Source organism: Streptomyces sp. NRRL F-5135, assembly GCF_000719775.1.
Taxonomy (GTDB): Bacteria; Actinomycetota; Actinomycetes; order Streptomycetales; family Streptomycetaceae; genus Streptomyces; species Streptomyces hebeiensis.
This window is the reverse complement of the sequence record NZ_JOHR01000003.1, coordinates 314,114-333,603: the sequence shown is the minus strand read 5'-3', so window position 1 is coordinate 333,603 and position 19,490 is coordinate 314,114. Positions and strand designations below refer to the sequence as shown.

Here is a 19,490-nt window from a genome sequence, read left to right as displayed (position 1 = left end):
GGTGACACTGCCCGACGCGCTGGACCGCACCGCAGTACCCGCCGGCACGGCACTGCGCCTGAGCGCCTGGGACGTACAGGTCTTCGTCGCCGGCGGAGAACTCGACCACCACCCCACACCCGACCACGGATACCTCCTCACCGCACGACTACCCTGGCCGAACCCCACCCACGAAAAGAGCGTATGAGTGGATACCGAGCGGGAGCCGGTGCGCGTCGTCATCGTCGACGACGACCAACTGGTACGCATGGCACTGCGGCTCGTCATCGACGGCGAACCGGACCTGACCGTCGTCGCGGAGGCCGCCGACGGGGACGCCGCGATCACCGTGGTCGACGAGCAGCGGCCTGCTCACACAGTCGCGGCAGGCCGGGCGGTGCGGGGACGGCCAGGCGGCGGTTGAGAGCCCCGGCGACCGTCACCACCTCGTCGCCGTCCTCGACCTCCGCCAGGGTCGACGACCGGCCCCGCTCCAGCAGCATCGCGAACCGCCCGTCGTCACGCTCATACAGCAGGACAGCGCCGCGCCCGCCCCAAGCCACGAATGCATCCGGCTCATGAACGTTGCCGGGATGCGGGAACGACACCTTCAGCACAGCGCTCTCCCCGGCCCGCCGCCGTACCGGGACGATGACGCCGACGCCCCCGTGCATGACCTCACCATCCGGCACGCACCCCCAACGCTCCAGCAACTCCTCCACGATGCCGGGCAGCTCGGCCAGCCACGCCGCCCCTGGCTCCCCCTCACGCTCAACGGTGCTCCGTGCGAACCCCTCCGGCGTCACGATCATCCCGGCACCCTACGCGCCGGCCCGCCGCAACCATCAAGCCCAAGCCGGCCACTGCCGCAGCCCGGCAGACCACCCACAGCGAAGCCGGCGCTCTGTAGGGACCCCGGTCACGCTTCGGCGGACCGGGGTTCCCTCTTTGCCGCGTGCTGCTCAGGGCTGGTTGAAGAAGATGTTCCTGCAGCTGTTGAAGTCGCGGTTGCTGTTGTAGTCGCACACCCAGGCGCTGATCAGGTCCTTGTCGTTGAAGTTCCAGGACGTTGTGCCGTCGCTCCCCGTACGCGATATGTAGGGGTCGACGATGTACCAGTAGCCGTCGCTTCTCAGCTCGTGGTAGGAAAGCACGAGAGCTGACCCGAGCCCGTTGTTGTTGATCACGTCCGTCAACTTGACGCTGGTGAACCTGCCGTCGTACTTCGGATAGCCGTCGGCGTCCGTGCCGTCCTGCCAGTACGAATAGGTACCTGTGATGTGACTGTTCCCGGAGTAGCTGTCATGGTTGAGGTTGATGGTGGTGACCGCCGGGGCGGAGGGCGCCGCGTGGGCTGACCCCGTCCCGGTAAGGGTTGCGGTCGCCAGCAGGCCCGCTGCCGCCAAGAATTTCGCTTTCATGTTTTCCTCTCGGGGTGGAATTCGGGAGTACGCCTCCGAGGCGTCTGGTCCACAAGGCTGGGCAGGAACCATCGGCGCGTCTAGGCACGTGACCTGTCCGGGACAGAGAAAACGCGACTGGCCTGGTCACAGAAGTGCGCCGTCCCTGTCCCGGACAGGGGCGTCCAGTGGCCGGGGCCGCCTCCGATATCGGCTCAGCGAACCGTCTGGCCGATGTGCACTTTCACGATCTCTCTACTGACGGCGAACTGCTCGGCCGCCTCCTGCGGGGAGCGACTCCTGCGGCTGCCTCCCGTCCCGTACGACGCGCCGTCCATCGGTCGTTGAAGGCCGTTCCGCGCGCATCTGGTGCGTGCGGAACGGAATGCCACTCTGTATGGCCCTCCCGCCCCTTCGCCGGCTCGTGGCCAGACAGTTCATCCGTTACGGGTACAACAGGCCCTGGGATACTGCTGTCATGGAGCAATCGAGGGGAAACACGCAGCCGACGCCGTGGTGGTATCGCGTCCCACCGGTCGCAGTAACACTCGTCATCTACGCCGTCACCGGACTGGTCATCTTCACCTTGGTGTCCGAAGCGGTCACCGCGTGGGCCCTGGGCGGTCTTGGACGCGGGCTGCTGGCCTCGTTCGCCTAGGGCGCGGTGAAGGCCGCATACGACGAGCGGAATCGGTAAGTCGGCCTGCTGCGAAGCCCTCTCGCCTGGCCGGGGTTGTCCAGCACCGTCATACGTTCCGGGCGGGATCGCTGAATCCGTCGCATGCCAGGGCAGTTGGCACCGTACGCTGCCGCGCATGACGGAGCAGCAGACCACCGCGGAACTCGTGCTGACCGCGCGGGCGGAGTACGACACCGACTGGCACATTTACGTCGACCACCCGCAGGAGGGGCCGCTCGGCTACTGCACCGGGATCGGCCCGGACGAGGCCTTCGACCCCGTCGCCGCCACCCAGACTCTAGAGAAGTAGGGCTGGCGGGTCCTTGGGCCCTGGACGGCCACGCCGCCGTCCGAGGTCGCCCCGTACACCACCACCATCACCCGTGCATTGACCTGACAGCCCAGCCCGGCATGGCCGAGCAGCGCAACTTCCCCTCCCACAGCCGCTGATGCCCCTGTGCTCGCTTTCCGGGGATCGTTACGGTGCCAGGCAGCAAGCAGCAGAACGAACAGGGGGAGTGGCCTTGCACCTACTACTCAGTCAACTCCTTTGCCAGGCACTATCGTTGCATGCCAAGTCTCAGGGAGATGGTAAGGAAGGACGCCACGGCGGTGGGGCCGGTGGTGGCGGTGGACACCGACGACATTGCGGTGCCGGACCGCTTCGGCTGGTGGAACGACATGGTCGGCCACGAGGTCATGCCTGTGTCGACCCGAAGTCCGCACGCAAACCGTTTCCGGGGATGGGTAGAGGCCGTGGGGCTCCCGCACAGCCAGGTCGCGGCCTTCGACTTCTCCCCCATGACCGCGCAGCGTTCCCCCGCCCACATCCGCCGTGGAGACCCCGAGGACTACTTCCTGCTGCTGGTCCGGGAGAGCGTGGTCCGCCTGGAGCAGGCCCGCGGCGTCGCGTGCCTCGGTCCCGGCGACATGGCCCTGCTCTCCAGTTCGAAGCCTTTGGCCTTCGACTTCCTGGACAATGGCGGCCCCGTCCGCCTAACCCTGCTGCGCCTCCCCCGCACTCTCCACCCCCTGGCCTACGGCCGCGCCGACCGCCTGCTGGCCGAGCCGCTGCCCAGCAAGTCCGGCTCCGGCGCCCTGCTTGGTCCCTATCTGACCTCCCTGCCGGAGGCCGCCCGCACCGCGGGCCCCGCCGAGCTTGCCCGGCTCTGCGCCATCGGGGCGGACCTGGCCGCGTCCCTTCTCGCGGCGGGGATAGGCGACCAACACTCGGTGCCCGCCGAGGCGCGCAGAACGGCACTCCTCGCCCGGATCAGCGCCTTTATCGACCACCACCTCACCGACCCGTTGCTGGACCCGGCGGCCATCGCCGCCCACCACCACATCTCGGTACGCACCCTCCACCACCTCTTCCGGGGCGAGCCGGAGTCCGTCGCCGCCACCATCCGGCGCCGCCGCCTGGAGCGTTGCCACGCCGATCTGACCGAGCCCCGCCTGCATCACCGCACGATCGGCGAGACCGCCCTGCGCTGGGGCTTCCGCCACCCTGCGGACTTCAGCCGAGCCTTCCGCAGGACCTACGGGGTCTCGCCGAGCGAGGTCCAGGCCACCGTGCGCTGAATGCACAGGATGTCTGCGCTCGCGGCTAAAGACCAGGCCGCCCGGCGGAGGTGACAGTGGAGCGTGCCACGCCGAATGTCGCGTGCATGGCGATAACGAAACCGGGGCGCGGAGCCTCGAGGGCGCCGAGCATCGGAACCGGGGGAGTGCATGGGGACATCTGAATTGGCGGCCATGGCCGTCGCGGTCATGACCGCGACGGCGACCGGAGCAGCGGGCGCGGTCGGTCAGAGCGCCGGAACCGCGGTCGCCGATGCCTTACACGCCCGGCTGGCCTCAACGGACCGGGGGCGGGTGGCACTGGACACGCTGAACCAGGCTCCGGAGGACCCGGCCGCACAGGACACGGCCCGGTCCGTGGTCCAGGAGGAGATCGAGGCGGACCCGGAACTGCGGCGTCAGCTGCAACTGCAACTGACCGCACCGGGAACCAACGCCACGGGCAGCCTGCTGATCACCGGCAGCCAGGTGACGCGCAGCTCCATCGCCCTCGGCCCGCTGACCATCAACAACACCCGGGGCGGGCAGGCACTCATCAGTCTGGGGGCCGCGCTGCTACTGGCCCTGGTCGTGCTGGCCGTGTACGGGGGCAAACAGCTGATCATTGTCGACGACTCCCCCGAATCATCGCAGGACGACAGTGCCCGCCATGCCGTGCGAGCCCTGAACGTCAGTGAGATCAAGCGGGTGGTTCCGGACCTGACGAGCATGCCGTCCGGCTGGGAGAGGTCCGGGCCTGTCAGGACAGGGAAAGACGAGGACAACGGGTGCTCGGGGGCCGATGCGAGATTCAACACGGCCTACGGGCGTGACAGTGAGGGAACGGTGGTCGCCGCTCTGTTCACCGTGTGGTCCTGCCCCAGCGTGACGCTGACCTCGAAGGGATTCGAGGAAACCCGGTCGGGCGTCGCCAACAACAAGGCGAAGGAGATCCCCCTTCCAGAGCTTGGCGACCAGCGCGCCGCGATCACCCACTACAACATCGACCTCGACGAGACGACAGCCCATGCTGTGCTCCGCGTCGGCACCGTCCTCGTCGAGCTGGAATACAATCCGGTGGTACCCGATGACCCGGAATGGAGCGCGGAGTTCGAGCAGCTGGCCTCGATGGTCGCCGCCCGCGCCCAGCAGGTTCAAAACGCCTGACCCGCCGAAGCCCTGGCTCTCGACCTGCCTCGCGAGCTTGTTCAGAACCTGTCTCCGAAGTCGGAGCATCGCGAACGATGCTCCGGCTTCGGTAGGGCGTGCCCGGCGGAGGTAAAGGGCCCGGACGACACACCCATGACGGCTCTTCCCTCTGATCGAAGAATCGTCCGACCACTCGAAGGACTGGGGGGCTCATGTTCGATGGCAGAAGCAGCAACACCAACGCAGCCTTAGGCGGCTGGAACGCCGGTATGAGCTGCAGCCCCGGTTGCGGATGTCTGTTCTGGTTGGTTCTGATCGGCATCTTCCTGTGGGGAATCTCAGCAGGGAAATGGTAACTGGGGCGCGAGAGCCTGTTCGAACTCCCCTGAGTGCCTATTCCCTCAGAATCCGCACCCGGGCGCCGGGCCGGTGGGCCGCTCGTTCTTGGGCGAGGGCCAGGCCCACCGCGCGCGCCGCCCAGTGCCCGACGAGGTCAACGGCCGGGTCCGGCAGGCCGCGGCCCATCGCACAGGACATCCCGTCCCACCGTCGCCGCTCGGGCCCGGGATCCAGCGAGGATAGCGCGAGCCAGGTCAGGGTCAGCCACAACCACATCCCGATCAGAGGATCGTCCGCGTCGACGGTCCCTGGATCGATGTCGACGGCCCCGGCCAGTTCGTCACCGACCACCCACCCAGCCAGCTCCCGCAGATGCGGCGCCGGCGCTTCCAGATGCCCCAGGAGCACCCCGGTCGGTACCCGCTCCGGGCCGCCGGCGCTCTGCCCGAGTGCCTGCAGGGCCACTGCGATCGAACTCGTTGATGGTGCCCTCGACTCCGGAGCGGACCGCGTAGCGGGTCTTCCAGTCGGGGGTCTGTTGCTCGGCGCGGACACGGATTTGCAGGTCGCGGAGTTCTCGTGGGGAAAACCCACGGTCCGGGCGCTGTCGGCGGTGCTGGTGCAGCGGGTGCGGACCGGGCAGGGGCGGCACTGGCTCTTGGTGAACCGCACCGCGATCAGCGGCGCGGCGGTGGGCGAGGACGTCGGGTAGGGGCCGTGCCAGCCCGCGCTGACCTGGCCCTGGGGGCAAGTGACCTGCTGGCGGTCGAAGTCGATGTGGAAGTCGTCCCGGTCGAAGCCCTCGTTCTGGCGGTGCCGGCGGGTGGGGGTTGTCCGGTAGTGGCCCGCTGACAGCGACCTGGTGTTCGTGCTCGCCTCGTTCCAGGTGGACCAGGGAGGTGGCCGTCGTTCGTGGCGGCAGAGGTGGTGGCCACGTCCGTGATCACGTTGGCGCTGTCGGAGGCACACGTCTCGGTGACATGCGCGGCGAACCCCTTCCAGCGGATGATGTGCCCGTGACGGACGTAGCGCGCCGTGGTGTCGTAAGGGGAGACGATCGCCGAGGAGGAGGGCGGCAGCCCACCGTCGTCGGCAGTCCGCCAGCGCAGTCGGCCTGCCGCGTCGCGGTAGTAGTTCTGCACGACTATCTGCCGCAGGGCCTCGGCCTGCGGGCCGGGCCGGTAGCCCGGTTCGTGCCGGTGGAGGCGTTCCAGCAGGTGGCAGGCGTCGTCGCCGGCGGCGAGGATCCTGGTTTTGGGCCGGGTGGGGTTCTTGCCCAGGCGGACCGGGCGGCCGTAGCGGCACCCCCAGTCTTCGTCGACCAGGACGGCCCAGGTGCCCGGCCGTGCGGGCGACTTCTTCCAGCGCGGCACGGACCGCCTCGGTGACCAGTTCCAGCCGGGTCAGGTCGCGCACCGCGGCCAGGACGTGGGTGGAGTCGGTGCGCTGCGTGGTGCGTTCGCGCACGAGTCCGGCCTCCTTCAGGCGGGCGAGTGCGAGGTCGAGGAGACGGTCGGCGCGGTCGCCCTGGGCGAGGCGCTCTCGGAAGGAATAGTCAGCGAAGTCCTCGTCGTGCCACAGCCCGTCCAACCGGTCCCGCACCCATACCGCCGTCGTACCGTCCGGATTGCTCGCCCGCGCGATCTGCGCGGTCAGAGACGGGACTTGCTCACCGGAACGGGGGCGAAGCGACAACGGACACCTCGACAACTGCATCGGCCTGCGGAACAGCCCCGAGCATGCCCGTTGATCATGCCGTTGCGCCGGGAAACTCCAAGAACCCCGACAGAGTCAAGCTCGGCACACGCATCTCCACTCCCCCGACGAGCCGGGCGGCTGGCGCCCGGCGGCGGAGGCGATCAACCGCTTCTACCGGCCCTTCGACGCGTGGTTCGGCAACAAGAGCGCCCCCCCCCGGAACGGGTTCCTCGACCCCAGTCCGGAGGCGAAGTTCGAGGACCGGCCGGAGTTCCGGCCGGAGTCGCTGCGCCGGACCTCGGTGATCGGGGCCCCGGCCGAAGTCGTCGAGCGGCTTCGCGCCTACGAAGAACTCGGGCGTCGACACGTACAGCTTCTGGATCGACACCAGCCTGCCGCACCACGAGAAACGCGCGTCGTTGGAGCTGTTCGTCAAGGAAGTCCTGCCGGCGTTCCAGTGATCGGTGGCGCTGCCCGGCCGCCCGCACCACGACGGCGTCAGTCCGGTACGGGTGAGTCCCCTCCGGACTCGCGCTCCGAGGGGTTCGCGGACGTGAGAAGCTCCCCGAGCTCGACCGGCGAGCGGTCCCGCGCCCGCGCCAGGGACCAGAACAGCAGCGCGACGCCCATCGCCCCGGGGTCCGGTGAGCCGAGGGCGCGCCGGCCGACGTAGGAGGCGCGGCCCCGGCGGGCGCGCAGGGAGGCGGTGACCCGGGCGCCGTTCAGGGCGGCGAGGGCGACGTCCCGCAGGTCCGCGCCGGCGTCCAGGGCGTCCCGGGCGGGGGCCAGGGCGTCCACCATCGTGCGGTCTCCGGGTTCGGCCTCCCCGACCCGTTGGATGGCGGCGAGTCCTTCGCGGACACCGGCGCGCCAGGCCTCGTGGTCGTCGTCGTGAGCGGCGAGGGCCCGTGCGATCTCCTGGAACAGGAGCCCCAGCAGGGGGCCGCTGGTGCCGCCGACCTCGTCGAGGAAGACCTCGGCGGCCACGGCGAAGGGTGGTTCGGCGGGGCGGGTGTCCAGCGCGGACGCGACGAGGTCGAGTCCTTCGCGCAGGTTGTCGCCGAAGTCGCCGTCGCCGGAGATCTGGTCGAGGGCGGTGAGCGTGTCGTGTGCGGTGCCTGCGGCCCGCGCGTAGGTGCGCAGGACGAGTCGCTGGTCGTTGCTCAATGGCGGGGCTCCAGTACGGGGAAGGCGGGCGTGCGGGCCGGGGCCTGCCAGAAGTCGGCCCAGTCGTCGCGCAGCGCGGTGAGGGTGAGGGAGAAGCCGCTCATGTCCAGGGCCGGAACGTAGGTCCCGACGAGCCTGCCGGCCACGTCCAGGCCGCGCCGCCGAAGAAGGTCCGACACCCGGGCGTGGACGGCGTGCAGTTCCAGCAGTGTGGTGGAGCCGAGTCCGTTGACCAGCAGGACGACGGAGCCCGTGGTCGCGGGCAGCGCGTCGAGGACCTGCCGGGTCATGCGGTCGACGAGTGGGTCGAAGCCGGGATGTGCCAGGGTCGAGGCGGCGCGCTCGCCGTGGATGCCGACGCCGTATTCGAGTGTTCCGTGAGGCAGCTCGAACGCCTCGCCGCCGCGGGACGGGGAGGTCTGGGCGCGTGCGGCAACGGCGACGCTGCGCGAGGCCGCCGCGAAATCGGTGCCCAGCGCGGCGAGTTCATCGAGGTCCAGTCCGGAGTCGGCGGCGCCGCCGAGTAGTTTCTCCACGATCACGGTGGCACCGGTGCCACGTCGGCCCGTGGCGGTCTCGGTGCTCTCGGTGGCGAGGTCGTCGTCGACGAGGACGCGGCGGACGGGGATGCCGTCGGCGCGCAGGCGTTCGGCTGCGATGCCGAAGTTGATGCGGTCGCCGGTGTAGTTCTTCACCACGTGCAGGACGCCGTCGTCTCCCGCGACGTCCCGGGACGCCTCGTGGACCTGGCGGTTGTGGGGCGAGGCGAAGACGCGGCCCGGGACGGCGGCGTCCAGCATGCCGCGTCCGACGAATCCGGTGTGCAGGGGCTCGTGGCCGGATCCGCCGCCGGAGACGATGCCCACGCGCCGGTCGGGGTGGCGGTCGCGGGCGGCGACGTACAGCGGGTCCTCGTTGAGGCGGAGGAGGCCGGGGTGGGCCAGGGTCAGGCCGCGCAGGGCCTGTTCCACGGGGTTCCGGTCGGGCAGGAACAGGCTGTTCACGAAACCGGGGTCCTTTCGGCCGGGTGCGGGGCCGGGCTGCCGGGCGGGTGGGCCTCGCCCGCCCGCAGCCGGGTGGTGGCCAGGGCGGAGACGAGGGCGACGCCCACGCAGTAGACGATCAGCCAGGCCCAGTGCCCGCCGGCGACCGACAGCAGGGCGGTTCCGATGAGCGGGGACAGGCCGCCGCCGAGGGTGGCGCCGATCTGCTGGGTGACGGAGAGGCCGGTGTAGCGGACGTTGACCGGGTAGAGGTTGGAGAACAGGGCTCCCTGCGCGCCGTACATCGCACCGTGTCCGACACCGAGGCCGAGGGTCATGCCCAGGACGTAGGCCCAGAACTGGCCGGTCTGGACCAGCAGGAAGAACGGCACCGCGAGGACCGCCTGGAAGAGGGCGCCCGCGATGTAGACCTTGCGGCGGCCGACGCGGTCGGAGAGCGCGCCGAAGTACGGCAGGGTGCAGCACTCGACGGCGCAGGCGATCAGCACGGCGAGGAGCACGGGGCCCTTGGGCAGGTCGAGTTCGGTGGTGACGTAGGTGATCGCCACCACGTAGTAGATGTTGAACAGGCCACTTTCCGCGATCTTGGCGAGGACGGAGAACAGGACCGTCATGGGCCGGCGGGTCAGCACTTCGCGGACGGGCAGGCTCTGGACCTCGCGGTCCTCGCGCATCTTGACGAATTCGGGGCTCTCCGTGACGTTCAGCCGCATCCAGAGGCCGACACCGACCAGGAGGATGCTGGCCAGGAAGGGCAGGCGCCAGGCCCAGGAGTCGTACGACCCGGCGGGCAGAACGGTGTCCAGTACGGAGACCAGGCCCACCGGGACGAGGACGCCGGCCGGAGTGCCGATGTGCACCAGGGAGGTGAAGAAGCCCTGCCGGGACGGCGGGCTGTATTCGAGGGCCATGAGCACTCCGCCGCCGTACTCGCCGCCCATGCCGATCCCCTGGAGCAGCCGGATGGCGACGAGAAGGAGCGGGGCGGCGACGCCGATGCTGTCGTAGGAGGGGAGCAGGCCGATCGCGAAGGTGCCCAGGCCCATCATCAGCATGGTGATGATCAGGACGTTCTTGCGTCCGAGGCGGTCGCCGAAGTGGCCGAAGAGGATTCCGCCGAGGGGGCGGGCCGCGTAGCCGACGAAGTACGTGGCGAACGCGGCGAGGGTGCCCACCAGGGGCGAGGCGTCGGGAAAGAAGATTTTGTCGAAGACCAGCGCCGCGGTGGTCGCGTAGAGGGTGAAGTCGTAGTACTCGACGGTGGTGCCCAGGGCGCTGGCGGTGACGACTTTCCGCAACGACGCCCGGGCGTCTGGGGTGGCGGCCGGTTCGGGCATGCTCGCTCCATTGCGATGGCGGCTCGGGCGACACGGTCGGCGCTGTCCTGCATGCTGCACGGATGCCGGCCGTGTCCGTTGTGAGTGGCGGCTCTCCTGCCGGAGAAGACCGCGTGCTAGCATCTGATGCATCAGACATTACATCCGCGCCATGGGTGCGGCAATACCCGGGAGGCCACGTGAAGGACATCCGGCTCGGCGGCATGATCTCGACCGTCGTCACGCCGTTCGACGCGAACGACGAGGTCGACCTCGACCTGCTGCGCGGCGAGGTCAGGTACCTCCTGGACCAGGGGGTGACGGCGATCTGCGCCTGCGGCAGCACCGGCGAGGGCCAGACGCTGTCGCTGGAGGAGAGCGCGGCGATCTGCGCCGTCGTCGTCGACGAGGTCGCCGGACGGGTCCCGGTCGTCGGCGGTGTGATCCAGAACAGCACGGCGCAGGCCAGGCGCTACTCCCTCGCGCTGAAGGAGGTCGGGGTCGACGCCCTCCAGGTCACCCCCGTGCACTACGTGTTCGCACCGTCCCCCGAGGAAACGGTCGCGCACTACCGTGAGATCGGCGAGGCCACGGACCTGCCGATCGTGCTGTACAACGTGGTGCCGTGGGCGCTGGTGCCGGTGGACACGATCGAGCTGCTGCGCGAGGTCCCGCAGGTCGTGGCCATCAAACAGTCCGGCGGTGACATCCACCTCCTCGCCGACCTGCTGCACCGTATGCGCGACCGGTTCACCGTCCTCGCCGCGCTCGACGACCTGCACTACCCGGCGTTCGTCATGGGCGCCCACGGCGCCCTGGCCGCGATCCCCACGGTCACCCCCCGGCTGAGCGTCGAGCTGTGGGACGCGGTGCAGGCCGGTGACCACGCCAAGGCCCTCGAACTGCACGAGCGGATCCTGACGGTCTGGCGGGCCATCGACGCGCCCAACCTGCCCGCCACGCTCAAGGCAGCGCTCGAACTGCAGGGCCGCTCCCCCGGTCTGCCGCGCCGCCCCTTCAAGCCCGCCACCCAGGCCGAGCGGGAGCGCATCAGCGGGGCTCTGCGTGCGGCTAACCTGATCGATTAGATGCTGTGTCGACAACGCCGGCCGCCGGGTCGGAACCGGCGGCGCGGCGACCGTTGGAGAAGAAGGGCGATCATGGCCACCCCGTCCGTCCGCAGCAGCCGCGGCACCACCCCCCTGGTCGTGGAGTCGATCTCCGAGCAGCTCCACTCGATCCTGTGCGAGCGGATCACGACGGGCGTCTACGCACCCGGGTCCCGGCTCGATCCGCAGGCGATCGCGAACGAGTTCGGCGTGTCCCGGACCCCGGTGCGTGACACGCTGCTGCGCCTGGAGCACGACCGGCTCGTCGAGACGCGTCCGCGCTCGGGCACGTTCGTCACCCGGCCGAGCCGTCAGGACGTCCACGAGGTGTGCCAGTTGCGCAAGGGCCTGGAGTGGCTGGCCACCGGAGTGGCCGCCGGGGCCATGCCGCTGGAGCAGATCGCCGACCTTCGGGACGAGGCCGTCGCCGCCATCCGCGCGGCCGAACAGGGCGACTACGAACCGTTCTTCGCCAGCGACACCCGCATTCATCGCGAGATCATCGCCAGCACCGGCAACAGCCGCCTGATCGCGGCCCGCGAGTCGGTCGAACCCTTCGTCTACTGGCTGCGCGTCCTCGGTGCCACCGGCCCGCACCGCCTCGCGGGGTCCACCCGGAGGCATCTCGAAATCCTGGACGCCATGGCGGCACGCGACACCGAGGCCGCCCAGGAGGCCGCCGCGCTGCACCTCACCGAGGTCGAGGAATGGACGCTGGCCGACATGGCCTCGCACGACATCGTCACCTGACCCCTGCCGCGGATTCCGAGGGCGATGCGCCCGAGGCGGCGGAGGACCCGCCCCCTTACCGCCGCTCCCCCGTCCCGCGCGGGCCCCGGCACCCGCCCCCGGCGGCTCACTCCGTGCTCGTGCGACCGCGGTCCCGGCGCCGGACGTAGAGGCGGTTGCCCCGCGGACCGGTCCATTCCAGCCGCGCGACACCGGGCACCGCGGCATCGGCGACGCGCGACGGGCCGGACCAGTGGCCGAAGTTCGGGTTGCGGAAGAACGTCGTCCACAGCCGGCCGCCGTGGTCCTCGAAGAAGTTGTTGTGGCCGGCCACGACACCGGCGGTCCACCGCTCGGAGTACGGTCCCTCGAACGTGTCCGAGACGGCGACCACCACGTCGTACTGGTACCGCACCCGGCCCGGCGCCGGCGAGTCGTAGGCCTGGCGCGTACCGCCGTCGGGATTGACGGACGTCCAGTCCCACGCGGTTTACTCGCGGACCTGAGCGTTCGCTGTGGGATGCACGTCACTGTGGTCCGCGCCCAGGCCCGCGAGCAGGCGCAGGCCGTCCTCGGCGGGGCTGCCGGGTGCCGCGGATAGCACCAGCAGCTCCATGCCCGATTCATCCGGTAGTGCGAAGTTCTCCTGGTGCAGTTCCAGCAGTCCGACCAGCGGGTGCTGGTACGCCTTGCGTCCATGGGAGCGGGCACGCACGTCCGCGCGGGCCCAGAGGCGACGGAAGCGCTCGCTGCCCATCGCCAGCTCGCCGATGAGCGAGGCCAGGTTGGAGTCCTCGGGGTACTTGCCGGCGGCCAGGCGCAGGTGCCCGACCACGTCGAGGGTGCAGTTCTCCCAGTCCCCGTAAAGGCCGTGCTCGGCCTCCTCCAGGAAGATGTGCCGGGCGATGTTCAGACCCGGCATAGGCCGGCCGTAGAGGAGCCCGGCGAGGCGGTTCCCGGCGAGCACGTTCAGGCGGTGGTCCATGATCAGCGCGGGTGCCTCGGCGACCAGGTCGAGGACGCGCAGCAGCTCCGGCCGGACTCGCCCGCCCGGCACCTTCGCGCGCCGGCGGCGCTGCCGGGAGAGCCGGTCAAGGTGCCCGCGTTCGGTCTCGTCGAGGCCGAGGACGCGGGCGAGCGCGTCGAGGACCTGCTCGGAGGGCTGGGTCGCGCGGCCCTGCTCCAGGCGTACGTAGTAGTCGACGCTGACGCCGGACAGGTGCGCGACCTCTTCGCGGCGCAGCCCTGCGACCCGGCGGCGGCTGTCGGTGGGGATGCCGACGGCCGCCGGGGCGACCCGGGAACGCCGGGTCCGTAAGAAGCCTGCAAGATCGTCCATGCCCCCAGTATCGCCTCGGCAGAGCCCTCGAAGGTGGCCCCGTCAGTACCAGGAAGTCCCGTCCGATGGAAGAGGCGTCCCTGAATGTCGGGCGCCGCAGCGCCCCAGGATCTGACACAACCGATCCGAAGGAGTCCCATGAAGACGTTCATCGTCCACGCCCACCCGGAGCCGCGGTCACTCAACGCCTCGCTGAAGGACCACGCGGTGTCCACATTGGAGAACGCCGGGCACGAGGTACGGGTGAGCGATCTGTACGCGATGCATTGGAAGGCGGTCGTGGACGCCGCGGACTACGGCTCCCAGGCTTCAAATCCGCTGGACGTCGCCCACGACTCCGGTCGGGCCTTTGACGCCGGGACACTCACCCCGGACGTCCTCGCCGAGCAGGAGAAGCTGCTGTGGGCCGACACGATCATCATGCAGTTCCCGATGTGGTGGTACACGATGCCCGCGATCCTCAAAGGCTGGGTGGACCGGGTGTTCACCCACCACTTCGCGTACGGCGTCGGCGAGCACAGCGACGCCAGGTTCGGCGATCGCTTCGGAGAAGGCACCCTCGCGGGCAGGAAGGCTTTGCTGTCGGTGACCGCCGGCGCCCCGGAATCGCATTACGCCGCCCGCGGGATCCAGGGCCCCATCGATGATCTGCTGTTCCCGATCCAGCACGGCATCCTCTGGTATACGGGCATCGAGGTGCTGCCGCCGTTCGTGCTGTACGGCACCGCCCGGATGACCAGCGAGGACTACCCGGACGTCGCCAAGGCCTGGAAGCAGCGCCTGCTCACCCTGGATTCGACCGAGCCGATCGCTTTCCGGCGGCAGAACTTCGGTGACTATGAGATGCCCTCGCTGCAGCTGAAGGAGGGACTGGAGCCCGCGGGCCGCACGGGCTTCGGGCTGCACGTGCGGGGCTGATCCTCCACCGTCGGACGCGCGTAGATCTGTTTCCGTGACCTGCGACGACGCATGCCCCAAGAGCTCGGCCACGACCTCGATGGGAACCTTGGCCCGCAGCAGCCGGGTCGCCCAGCTGTGCCGCAGCACATGCGGCGTGAAGTGCCCGATCCCCGTCCGCTTGCGCAACCGGGCCACCAGGTCCTCGACCGCGCTGCGGCTCATCGGCGCCCCCAGCGGCGGCCGGAACAGGTTCACGAACACGTATGGGCGCGGTGGCGATGCGGATCGGGCTGTAGGACTCCGGCCCCGGCCCGTGGCGACGGGTGTGCGCGAGCATCGGCACGTACCGGCCCATCGGCCGCGGCCCGGTCAGCTCCCCCAGCAGGGCCGGCACCGTCTCGTCTCGGCGGGCGTGGAACCGGTAGAGCCCGGCGAGTGCGGCCCGCTTGCGTACGAGCGTGGTGCTGCCGACCGCGGGCGGCATGCCCGGCAGCTGGTACACGCCGGGCTGACGCGCTGGGCGCGATCGCCGCAGCCAGGCGAAGAACTACGCGAGGTCCTCCAGGCCCAGGTGTCGGAAGTCGGCGTCGCGTTGACCGGTCCACTCGAAGAAGTCCCGCAGGTCGTGCGCGTAGGCCTCCACGGTGTACGGCGAACGTCCCGTCGCGGTGAGATGGCCCAGGTATACATCCGCCGCCTCGACGGGCAGTCCGCTGCCGTCGATGACGGTGTACGACACCCGATCGGAGTCCGGAACCCGCACCCGCTGAACTCGCACAGCTCCCCGCCCCGCGTCGACGACACGACCGCACCGGGTGTCCTCAACGGGCCCTAACCCACCGGACATGTAATCCGGAACGGCCCGCCGCGTTCGACGGAACGGAACGACCGTGCAGCTCGCGGGCGCTTCCTCCGTCGCCCACCGGCCGACGTCCGCGTCCCTGCCGCCGTCGCGGTCCTTGACGTCTCCCACGTGCGGTGCAATGGATGGGAACGCTCCCAAAAACCCGTGTGCGACAGCCATCAGGCACTCGATCCTGGAGAGACGATGAGACGGAACAGATTCCTGGCCGCCCTGCTGGCCGTACTGGCCGGCTTCTTCTGGACCGCGGGTCCCGGCCCGGCGGCCGCCCGGGCCGAGTCTCGCGAGCCACTGGCCGGCGGCCTGCACATCAGCGACGGCCGATTACGTGAGGCCAACGGGAACGACTTCGTCATGCGCGGGATCAACCACGCGCACACGTGGTACCCGGGCGAGACGCAGGCGCTGGCCGACATCAAGGCCCTCGGCGCCAATACCGTCCGCGTCGTCCTCTCCGACGGCCACCGCTGGTCGAAGAACAGTCCCGAGGATGTCGCGGGTGTCATCGCCCAGTGCAAGGCCAACCGGCTGATCTGCGTACTGGAGGTGCACGACACCACCGGCTACGGCGAGGACGCCGCGGCCGGAACACTCGACCACGCGGCCGACTACTGGACCGGCCTGAAGAGCGTGCTCGCCGGGGAAGAGAACTACGTCGTCATCAACATCGGCAACGAGCCCTGGGGCAACACCGACCCCGCCGGCTGGACCGCTCCCACCATCGCGGCCGTGCGGAAGCTGCGCGCCGCGGGGCTCGAGCACACGATCATGGTGGACGCGCCGAACTGGGGCCAGGACCTGCAAGGTGTCATGCGCGCCAACGCCCGGTCCGTCTACGATTCCGACCCCACCGGTGACCTGATCTTCTCGATCCACATGTACAGCGTCTACGACACCGCACAGGAGATCACCGACTACCTGAACGCCTTCGTCGACGCCGGGCTGCCCCTTCTCATCGGCGAGTTCGGCGGGCCGCCCGACCAATGGGGCGACCCCGACGAGAACACCATGATGGCCACCGCCGAGCGGCTCCGTCTCGGCTACCTCGCGTGGTCCTGGAGCGGCAACACCGATCCCATCCTGGACATGGCCACGGACTTCGACCCGGATAGGCTCACGGACTGGGGCAAACGCGTCATCAACGGGCCCGACGGCATCGCCGAGACCTCCCGCGAGGCCACGGTCTACGGCGGCGGTTCCGGCGACAGCCAGGCCCCGACCGTCCCCGGCGCCCCCGTCGCCTCCGCGGTGACCGCCACCTCCGCCACCCTCACCTGGCCGGCCGCCACCGACAACGTCGGCGTCACCGCGTACGACGTCGTCCGCGTCAGCGGCGGCACCGAAACCAGGATCGCCACCTCCACCGGCACCACGGCGACCCTCACCGGCCTGACCGCCGGCACCTCCTACACGTTCGGCGTCTACGCGCGGGACGCGGCCGGCAACCGGTCGGCCCGCTCGGCCACGGTCGGCGTCACCACCAAGGAGGGCGGTGGCCCCGGCTCGGGCTGCGCGGTCGGCTACCGCGTCGTCGGCGAGTGGAACGGCGGCTTCCAGGGCGAGATCACCATCCGCAACACCGGCACCGCCGCCATCACCGACTGGTCGTTGGCGTTCGCCTTCGCGAACGGCCAGGTCATCACCACCATGTGGGGCGGCACCCCCCGGCAGACCGCCGCCGCGGTGACCGTCACCCCCGCCCCCTACACCGCCACCATCCCCGCCGGCGGCTCGGTCGTCCTCGGCTTCCTCGCCAACAGGACCGGCACCAACTCCGTGCCGACCGCCTTCTCCCTGAACGGCGGCGGCTGCGCCGTCAGCCCGTAGGACGTCCGTTCACCGGGCGGGCGGCGCCGTCACCGTGAGCCGGGCCGCGCGGGTGCGGCCCGAGGACGGACCCGTCTCGATCGCGAACTCCCCCGGCTCCACCGCCCGCTCGCCCGAACGCGTGACGGAGGCCAGGGTCCGCGCGACCACCGGGAAGGTCACCTCGGTGCTCTCGCCCGGCGCGAGCTCCACCCGGACGAACCCGCGCAGTTCGCGTACGCGCGGCCACGACGTCCCGCCGAGCACCCGGCGCACGTAGAGCTGTACGGTTTCGCGGACGGGCCGGCCGCCGGTGTTGGCGACGCGGACCGTACAGCTGACGGGCCCCGCACCGCCGCCCCGTGTTCCTTCGCCCGCCGGGACCCCGTCCGTCGCGATCCCGTCCGTCGCGATCCCGTCCGCCGTGGCGCCGTCGGGGTCGGCCGCCTCCAGGTCGGCCATCGTGGCGGACGGGTGGGACAGCCGGGGCGGGCCGTACTCGACCGTCGTGCAGGACAGACCATGACCGAACGGATGACGCGCCGTGGCGGGCTGGTCCACATACCCTCGGTACGTGTGGTCCTTCCCGTTGTAGTAGACGGGCAGTTGGGCAGCCGACCGGGGTACGGAGACGGGCAGCCGGCCGCTGGGCTCCGCCACGCCGAACAGCACGTCCGCCACCGCGCGCCCGCCCCACGGGCCGGGGTACCAGGCGCTGAGGACGGCGGCCGTCCGGTCGGTGAGGTCGGGCAGTGCGTGCGGACGGCCCTGCACCAGGACCAGCACCACGGGCACCCCCGCGGCGGCGACGGCGTCCAGCAGGGCCGACTGCCCTGCGGGGAGGGAGAGTTCGGCCAGGTCCACGCCCTCCCCGCAGGTCATCTCCACCGGCTGGGCCGAAGCGACGACCGCCGCGCCGTTGGAGTCGAAGCGCGTGGTGGACTCCCGTGCGCTCGAACCGCCGAGCACCACCACCGCCACATCGGCCGCGCGGGCGAGCGCCACCGCCTCGGGGAGGCCCGTCGTGTCCCCGCCGACGAGGCCGCTCCCCCGGGCGTACGTGACCTCGGTGCCCTCGGGCGCGGCGGCCCGGATTCCGTCGAGCACGCTGACGCCCGTGCCGGGTCGCCGGGGCGCGGTGTAGTCGCCGATCTGCCCCGCTACGGAGTCCGCGTTCGGCCCGATGACCGCGATCGTCCCGACCTGTTGTGTGAACGGCAGTGTCACACCGTCGTGTTCGAGGAGGGTGAGTGACTCGCGGGCGAGGCGCTCGCTGAGCCGCTCCGGAGCCGCGACGGCCGGGCGCGCTCCCGTGTACGGCTGCTCGAAGAGACCGAGCCGGAACTTCAGCGCGAGGACCCGTCCGGCAGCCGTGTCGAGCGTGCCCTCGTCGACGAGGCCCCGCCACACCGCTTCCGCCAGCCGTGGGAAGCACCCGTCCCACAGGCTCAGGTCGGTGCCCGCCCGAAGCGCCAGGGCGCCGGCCGCCACCGGGTCGCCGGCCAGTCTCACGAGGCGGTCCAGGGCGAGTCCGTCGGCCATCACCAGCCCGGTGAACCCCCACCGTTCGCGCAGGATCCCGGTCAGCAGATCACGGTTGCCGGCGCACGGAACGCCGTCGAACTCGTTGTACGCGGCCATGACGCCCGCCGCGCCGGCGCGTATCCCCGCGCGGGCGGCCTCCAGGTGGATCTCGTGCAGCTCTCTGGCGCCCAGCTCGGTGGCCGCGCTGTTGCGACCGCCGACGGTGGCGCCCTGTCCCGCGAAGTGTTTGAGGACGACGGCGGCCCGGTCCGGTCCGATCCGGTCGCCCGGCGGTCCCTGGACGCCGCGCACCAGCGCCTCGGTGAACCGTGCCGCGAGGTACGGGTCCTCCCCGAAGCACTCCTCGGTGCGGCCCCAGCGCGGATCACGCACCAGGTCGAGCGCGGACACGAGGGCGACATGACCGCCGCGCGCCCGGAGCTGCGCGGCGGCGAGGGCCGCCGCCTCCCCGTAGAGTTCCGGGTTCCACGTGGCTCCGACCGCGAGGTTGACCGGCAGCACGGTCCCGTCCAGCGCCTGGTGGCCGTGCGGCATCTCCTCGACCATGAGGACGGGGATGCCGAGGCGGGTGTTCTCCACGACATGGCGCTGCACGGCGTCGGAGACCCGCGCGCCGTCCGCCGATCCGATCCCCGTGGCAGCCGTCACGCCCGACCACGGGTCGGCGCGCTGCAATCCGTACAGCGCGCCCATCCCGTCGAAGGCGGCCACCTCCGTGCGGAACGCGTCGGTGAGCCGGTGGCCCTCGGTGGTGCGCTCGTACGCGTCCCATCCGTACATCCGCTGGTTGACCTGGCCCACCTTCTCGGTGAGGGTCATCCGTGCCAGCAGATCGCGGACCCGGTCGGCGACGGGCGCGGCGGGGTCGCGGAACAGTGGTTCGGACATGGGATGGCTCACCTCGCGGGA

Annotated in this window: 18 protein-coding genes and 5 pseudogenes; 11 read left to right on the top strand and 12 right to left on the bottom strand. The window is 70.6% G+C overall.

The features are described 5' to 3' along the window. Together IG02_RS0106815 and IG02_RS42590 are read left to right on the top strand one after the other, a co-directional pair. Positions 1–187: pseudogene (locus tag IG02_RS0106815) on the top strand (hypothetical protein); the annotation flags it as partial. Then, positions 188–349 (top strand): annotated as a pseudogene (locus IG02_RS42590) (response regulator transcription factor); the annotation flags it as partial. It lies immediately after the preceding pseudogene. Here IG02_RS42590 and IG02_RS38860 read toward each other — a convergent pair. Both IG02_RS38860 and IG02_RS0106805 read right to left on the bottom strand, forming a co-directional pair. Further along, positions 342–791 (bottom strand): annotated as a pseudogene (locus IG02_RS38860) (aminoglycoside phosphotransferase family protein); the annotation flags it as partial. The pseudogenes IG02_RS42590 and IG02_RS38860 overlap by 8 nt on opposite strands. Before the next feature lie 150 nt (positions 792–941). Beyond that, complete coding sequence (locus IG02_RS0106805; RefSeq protein ID WP_030743039.1) at positions 942–1,400, bottom strand: hypothetical protein; 459 nt, start codon at positions 1,398–1,400, stop codon at positions 942–944. 457 nt (positions 1,401–1,857) lie between these two features. On the opposite strand from IG02_RS0106805, the gene IG02_RS0106795 reads away from it, so the two are divergent. The 4 genes from IG02_RS0106795 (at position 1,858) to IG02_RS0106780 (ending at position 4,785) form a co-directional block, all read left to right on the top strand. Beyond that, positions 1,858–2,037, top strand: coding sequence for a hypothetical protein (locus tag IG02_RS0106795; RefSeq protein WP_158712250.1), 180 nt, complete (start codon positions 1,858–1,860; stop codon positions 2,035–2,037). A 157-nt stretch (positions 2,038–2,194) separates the two neighbouring features. Then, on the top strand, positions 2,195–2,368 hold the full coding sequence (locus IG02_RS41400; RefSeq protein ID WP_158712249.1) for a hypothetical protein: 174 nt from the start codon (positions 2,195–2,197) through the stop codon (positions 2,366–2,368). A gap of 260 nt (positions 2,369–2,628) precedes the next feature. Further along, complete coding sequence (locus IG02_RS0106785; protein WP_234314629.1) at positions 2,629–3,639, top strand: helix-turn-helix domain-containing protein; 1,011 nt, start codon at positions 2,629–2,631, stop codon at positions 3,637–3,639. A gap of 150 nt (positions 3,640–3,789) precedes the next feature. Continuing rightward, on the top strand, positions 3,790–4,785 hold the full coding sequence (locus IG02_RS0106780) for a hypothetical protein (RefSeq protein ID WP_234314628.1): 996 nt from the start codon (positions 3,790–3,792) through the stop codon (positions 4,783–4,785). Between the two features lie 375 nt (positions 4,786–5,160). Here IG02_RS0106780 and IG02_RS0106775 read toward each other — a convergent pair whose 3' ends face one another. Continuing rightward, the gene (locus IG02_RS0106775) at positions 5,161–5,571 is read right to left on the bottom strand and encodes a hypothetical protein (protein WP_030743032.1); all 411 of its coding nucleotides are present in this window, start codon (positions 5,569–5,571) and stop codon (positions 5,161–5,163) included. 94 nt (positions 5,572–5,665) lie between these two features. Between IG02_RS0106775 and IG02_RS41395 the strand changes: the two genes are divergently transcribed. Then, positions 5,666–5,818, top strand: a complete 153-nt coding sequence (locus IG02_RS41395; RefSeq protein WP_158712248.1) for a hypothetical protein — start codon at positions 5,666–5,668, stop codon at positions 5,816–5,818. A gap of 1,038 nt (positions 5,819–6,856) precedes the next feature. On the opposite strand, the gene IG02_RS41390 is transcribed toward IG02_RS41395, so the two are convergent. From IG02_RS41390 to IG02_RS0106750, 4 genes are all read right to left on the bottom strand, one after another. Next, positions 6,857–7,240: a hypothetical protein gene (locus IG02_RS41390; protein ID WP_158712247.1), complete on the bottom strand. Its 384-nt coding sequence runs from the start codon at positions 7,238–7,240 to the stop codon at positions 6,857–6,859. Between the two features lie 62 nt (positions 7,241–7,302). After that, the gene (locus IG02_RS0106760; protein WP_030743030.1) at positions 7,303–7,971 is read right to left on the bottom strand and encodes a DAK2 domain-containing protein; all 669 of its coding nucleotides are present in this window, start codon (positions 7,969–7,971) and stop codon (positions 7,303–7,305) included. Beyond that, entirely contained in the window at positions 7,968–8,975 is a 1,008-nt protein-coding gene (locus IG02_RS0106755; RefSeq protein ID WP_030743029.1) for a dihydroxyacetone kinase subunit DhaK, read from the bottom strand. The genes IG02_RS0106760 and IG02_RS0106755 overlap by 4 nt, the downstream gene beginning before the upstream one ends. Then, a complete protein-coding gene (locus tag IG02_RS0106750) occupies positions 8,972–10,312 on the bottom strand; it encodes an MFS transporter (RefSeq protein ID WP_037802425.1) in 1,341 nt (446 codons plus the stop codon). The genes IG02_RS0106755 and IG02_RS0106750 overlap by 4 nt, the downstream gene beginning before the upstream one ends. A 179-nt stretch (positions 10,313–10,491) precedes the next feature. Between IG02_RS0106750 and IG02_RS0106745 the strand changes: the two genes are divergently transcribed. Both IG02_RS0106745 and IG02_RS0106740 read left to right on the top strand, forming a co-directional pair. Beyond that, positions 10,492–11,379 carry a dihydrodipicolinate synthase family protein gene (locus tag IG02_RS0106745; RefSeq protein ID WP_030743027.1) on the top strand — a complete coding sequence of 296 codons (888 nt, stop codon included), beginning with the start codon at positions 10,492–10,494 and terminating at the stop codon, positions 11,377–11,379. Between the two features lie 72 nt (positions 11,380–11,451). Next, positions 11,452–12,150: a GntR family transcriptional regulator gene (locus IG02_RS0106740; RefSeq protein WP_030743025.1), complete on the top strand. Its 699-nt coding sequence runs from the start codon at positions 11,452–11,454 to the stop codon at positions 12,148–12,150. Between the two features lie 106 nt (positions 12,151–12,256). Here IG02_RS0106740 and IG02_RS0106735 read toward each other — a convergent pair. Together IG02_RS0106735 and IG02_RS0106730 are read right to left on the bottom strand one after the other, a co-directional pair. Beyond that, a pseudogene (locus tag IG02_RS0106735) lies at positions 12,257–12,616 on the bottom strand (hypothetical protein); the annotation flags it as partial. A gap of 3 nt (positions 12,617–12,619) precedes the next feature. Next, on the bottom strand, positions 12,620–13,468 hold the full coding sequence (locus IG02_RS0106730) for a helix-turn-helix transcriptional regulator (protein ID WP_030743021.1): 849 nt from the start codon (positions 13,466–13,468) through the stop codon (positions 12,620–12,622). Between the two features lie 138 nt (positions 13,469–13,606). Between IG02_RS0106730 and IG02_RS0106725 the strand changes: the two genes are divergently transcribed. Further along, entirely contained in the window at positions 13,607–14,386 is a 780-nt protein-coding gene (locus IG02_RS0106725; RefSeq protein WP_030743018.1) for an NAD(P)H-dependent oxidoreductase, read from the top strand. A gap of 90 nt (positions 14,387–14,476) precedes the next feature. Here IG02_RS0106725 and IG02_RS42585 read toward each other — a convergent pair. Continuing rightward, positions 14,477–14,590, bottom strand: a pseudogene (locus tag IG02_RS42585) (tyrosine-type recombinase/integrase); the annotation flags it as partial. Positions 14,591–14,915: 325 nt separating this feature from the next. Further along, positions 14,916–15,107 (bottom strand): site-specific integrase, encoded by a 192-nt coding sequence (locus tag IG02_RS42580; protein ID WP_030743016.1) that lies wholly within the window; start codon positions 15,105–15,107, stop codon positions 14,916–14,918. 309 nt (positions 15,108–15,416) lie between these two features. Between IG02_RS42580 and IG02_RS0106715 the strand changes: the two genes are divergently transcribed. Beyond that, the gene (locus IG02_RS0106715) at positions 15,417–17,057 is read left to right on the top strand and encodes a cellulase family glycosylhydrolase (protein WP_030743014.1); all 1,641 of its coding nucleotides are present in this window, start codon (positions 15,417–15,419) and stop codon (positions 17,055–17,057) included. Positions 17,058–17,066: 9 nt separating this feature from the next. Here IG02_RS0106715 and IG02_RS0106710 read toward each other — a convergent pair whose 3' ends face one another. Then, entirely contained in the window at positions 17,067–19,469 is a 2,403-nt protein-coding gene (locus IG02_RS0106710) for a glycoside hydrolase family 3 N-terminal domain-containing protein (RefSeq protein WP_030743012.1), read from the bottom strand. Between the last annotated feature and the right edge of the window lie 21 nt (positions 19,470–19,490).

What these genes read in the sequence shown, in the direction of transcription:
- IG02_RS0106805 (WP_030743039.1), bottom strand. Translation starts at nt 1,400, where the DNA reads ATGAAAGCGAAATTCTTGGCGGCAGCGGGCCTGCTGGCGACCGCAACC.
- IG02_RS0106795 (WP_158712250.1), top strand. Translation starts at nt 1,858, where the DNA reads ATGGAGCAATCGAGGGGAAACACGCAGCCGACGCCGTGGTGGTATCGC.
- IG02_RS41400 (WP_158712249.1), top strand. Translation starts at nt 2,195, where the DNA reads ATGACGGAGCAGCAGACCACCGCGGAACTCGTGCTGACCGCGCGGGCG.
- IG02_RS0106785 (WP_234314629.1), top strand. Translation starts at nt 2,629, where the DNA reads ATGCCAAGTCTCAGGGAGATGGTAAGGAAGGACGCCACGGCGGTGGGG.
- IG02_RS0106780 (WP_234314628.1), top strand. Translation starts at nt 3,790, where the DNA reads ATGGGGACATCTGAATTGGCGGCCATGGCCGTCGCGGTCATGACCGCG.
- IG02_RS0106750 (WP_037802425.1), bottom strand. Translation starts at nt 10,312, where the DNA reads ATGCCCGAACCGGCCGCCACCCCAGACGCCCGGGCGTCGTTGCGGAAA.
- IG02_RS0106740 (WP_030743025.1), top strand. Translation starts at nt 11,452, where the DNA reads ATGGCCACCCCGTCCGTCCGCAGCAGCCGCGGCACCACCCCCCTGGTC.
- IG02_RS0106730 (WP_030743021.1), bottom strand. Translation starts at nt 13,468, where the DNA reads ATGGACGATCTTGCAGGCTTCTTACGGACCCGGCGTTCCCGGGTCGCC.
- IG02_RS0106725 (WP_030743018.1), top strand. Translation starts at nt 13,607, where the DNA reads ATGAAGACGTTCATCGTCCACGCCCACCCGGAGCCGCGGTCACTCAAC.
- IG02_RS0106715 (WP_030743014.1), top strand. Translation starts at nt 15,417, where the DNA reads ATGAGACGGAACAGATTCCTGGCCGCCCTGCTGGCCGTACTGGCCGGC.
- IG02_RS0106710 (WP_030743012.1), bottom strand. Translation starts at nt 19,469, where the DNA reads ATGTCCGAACCACTGTTCCGCGACCCCGCCGCGCCCGTCGCCGACCGG.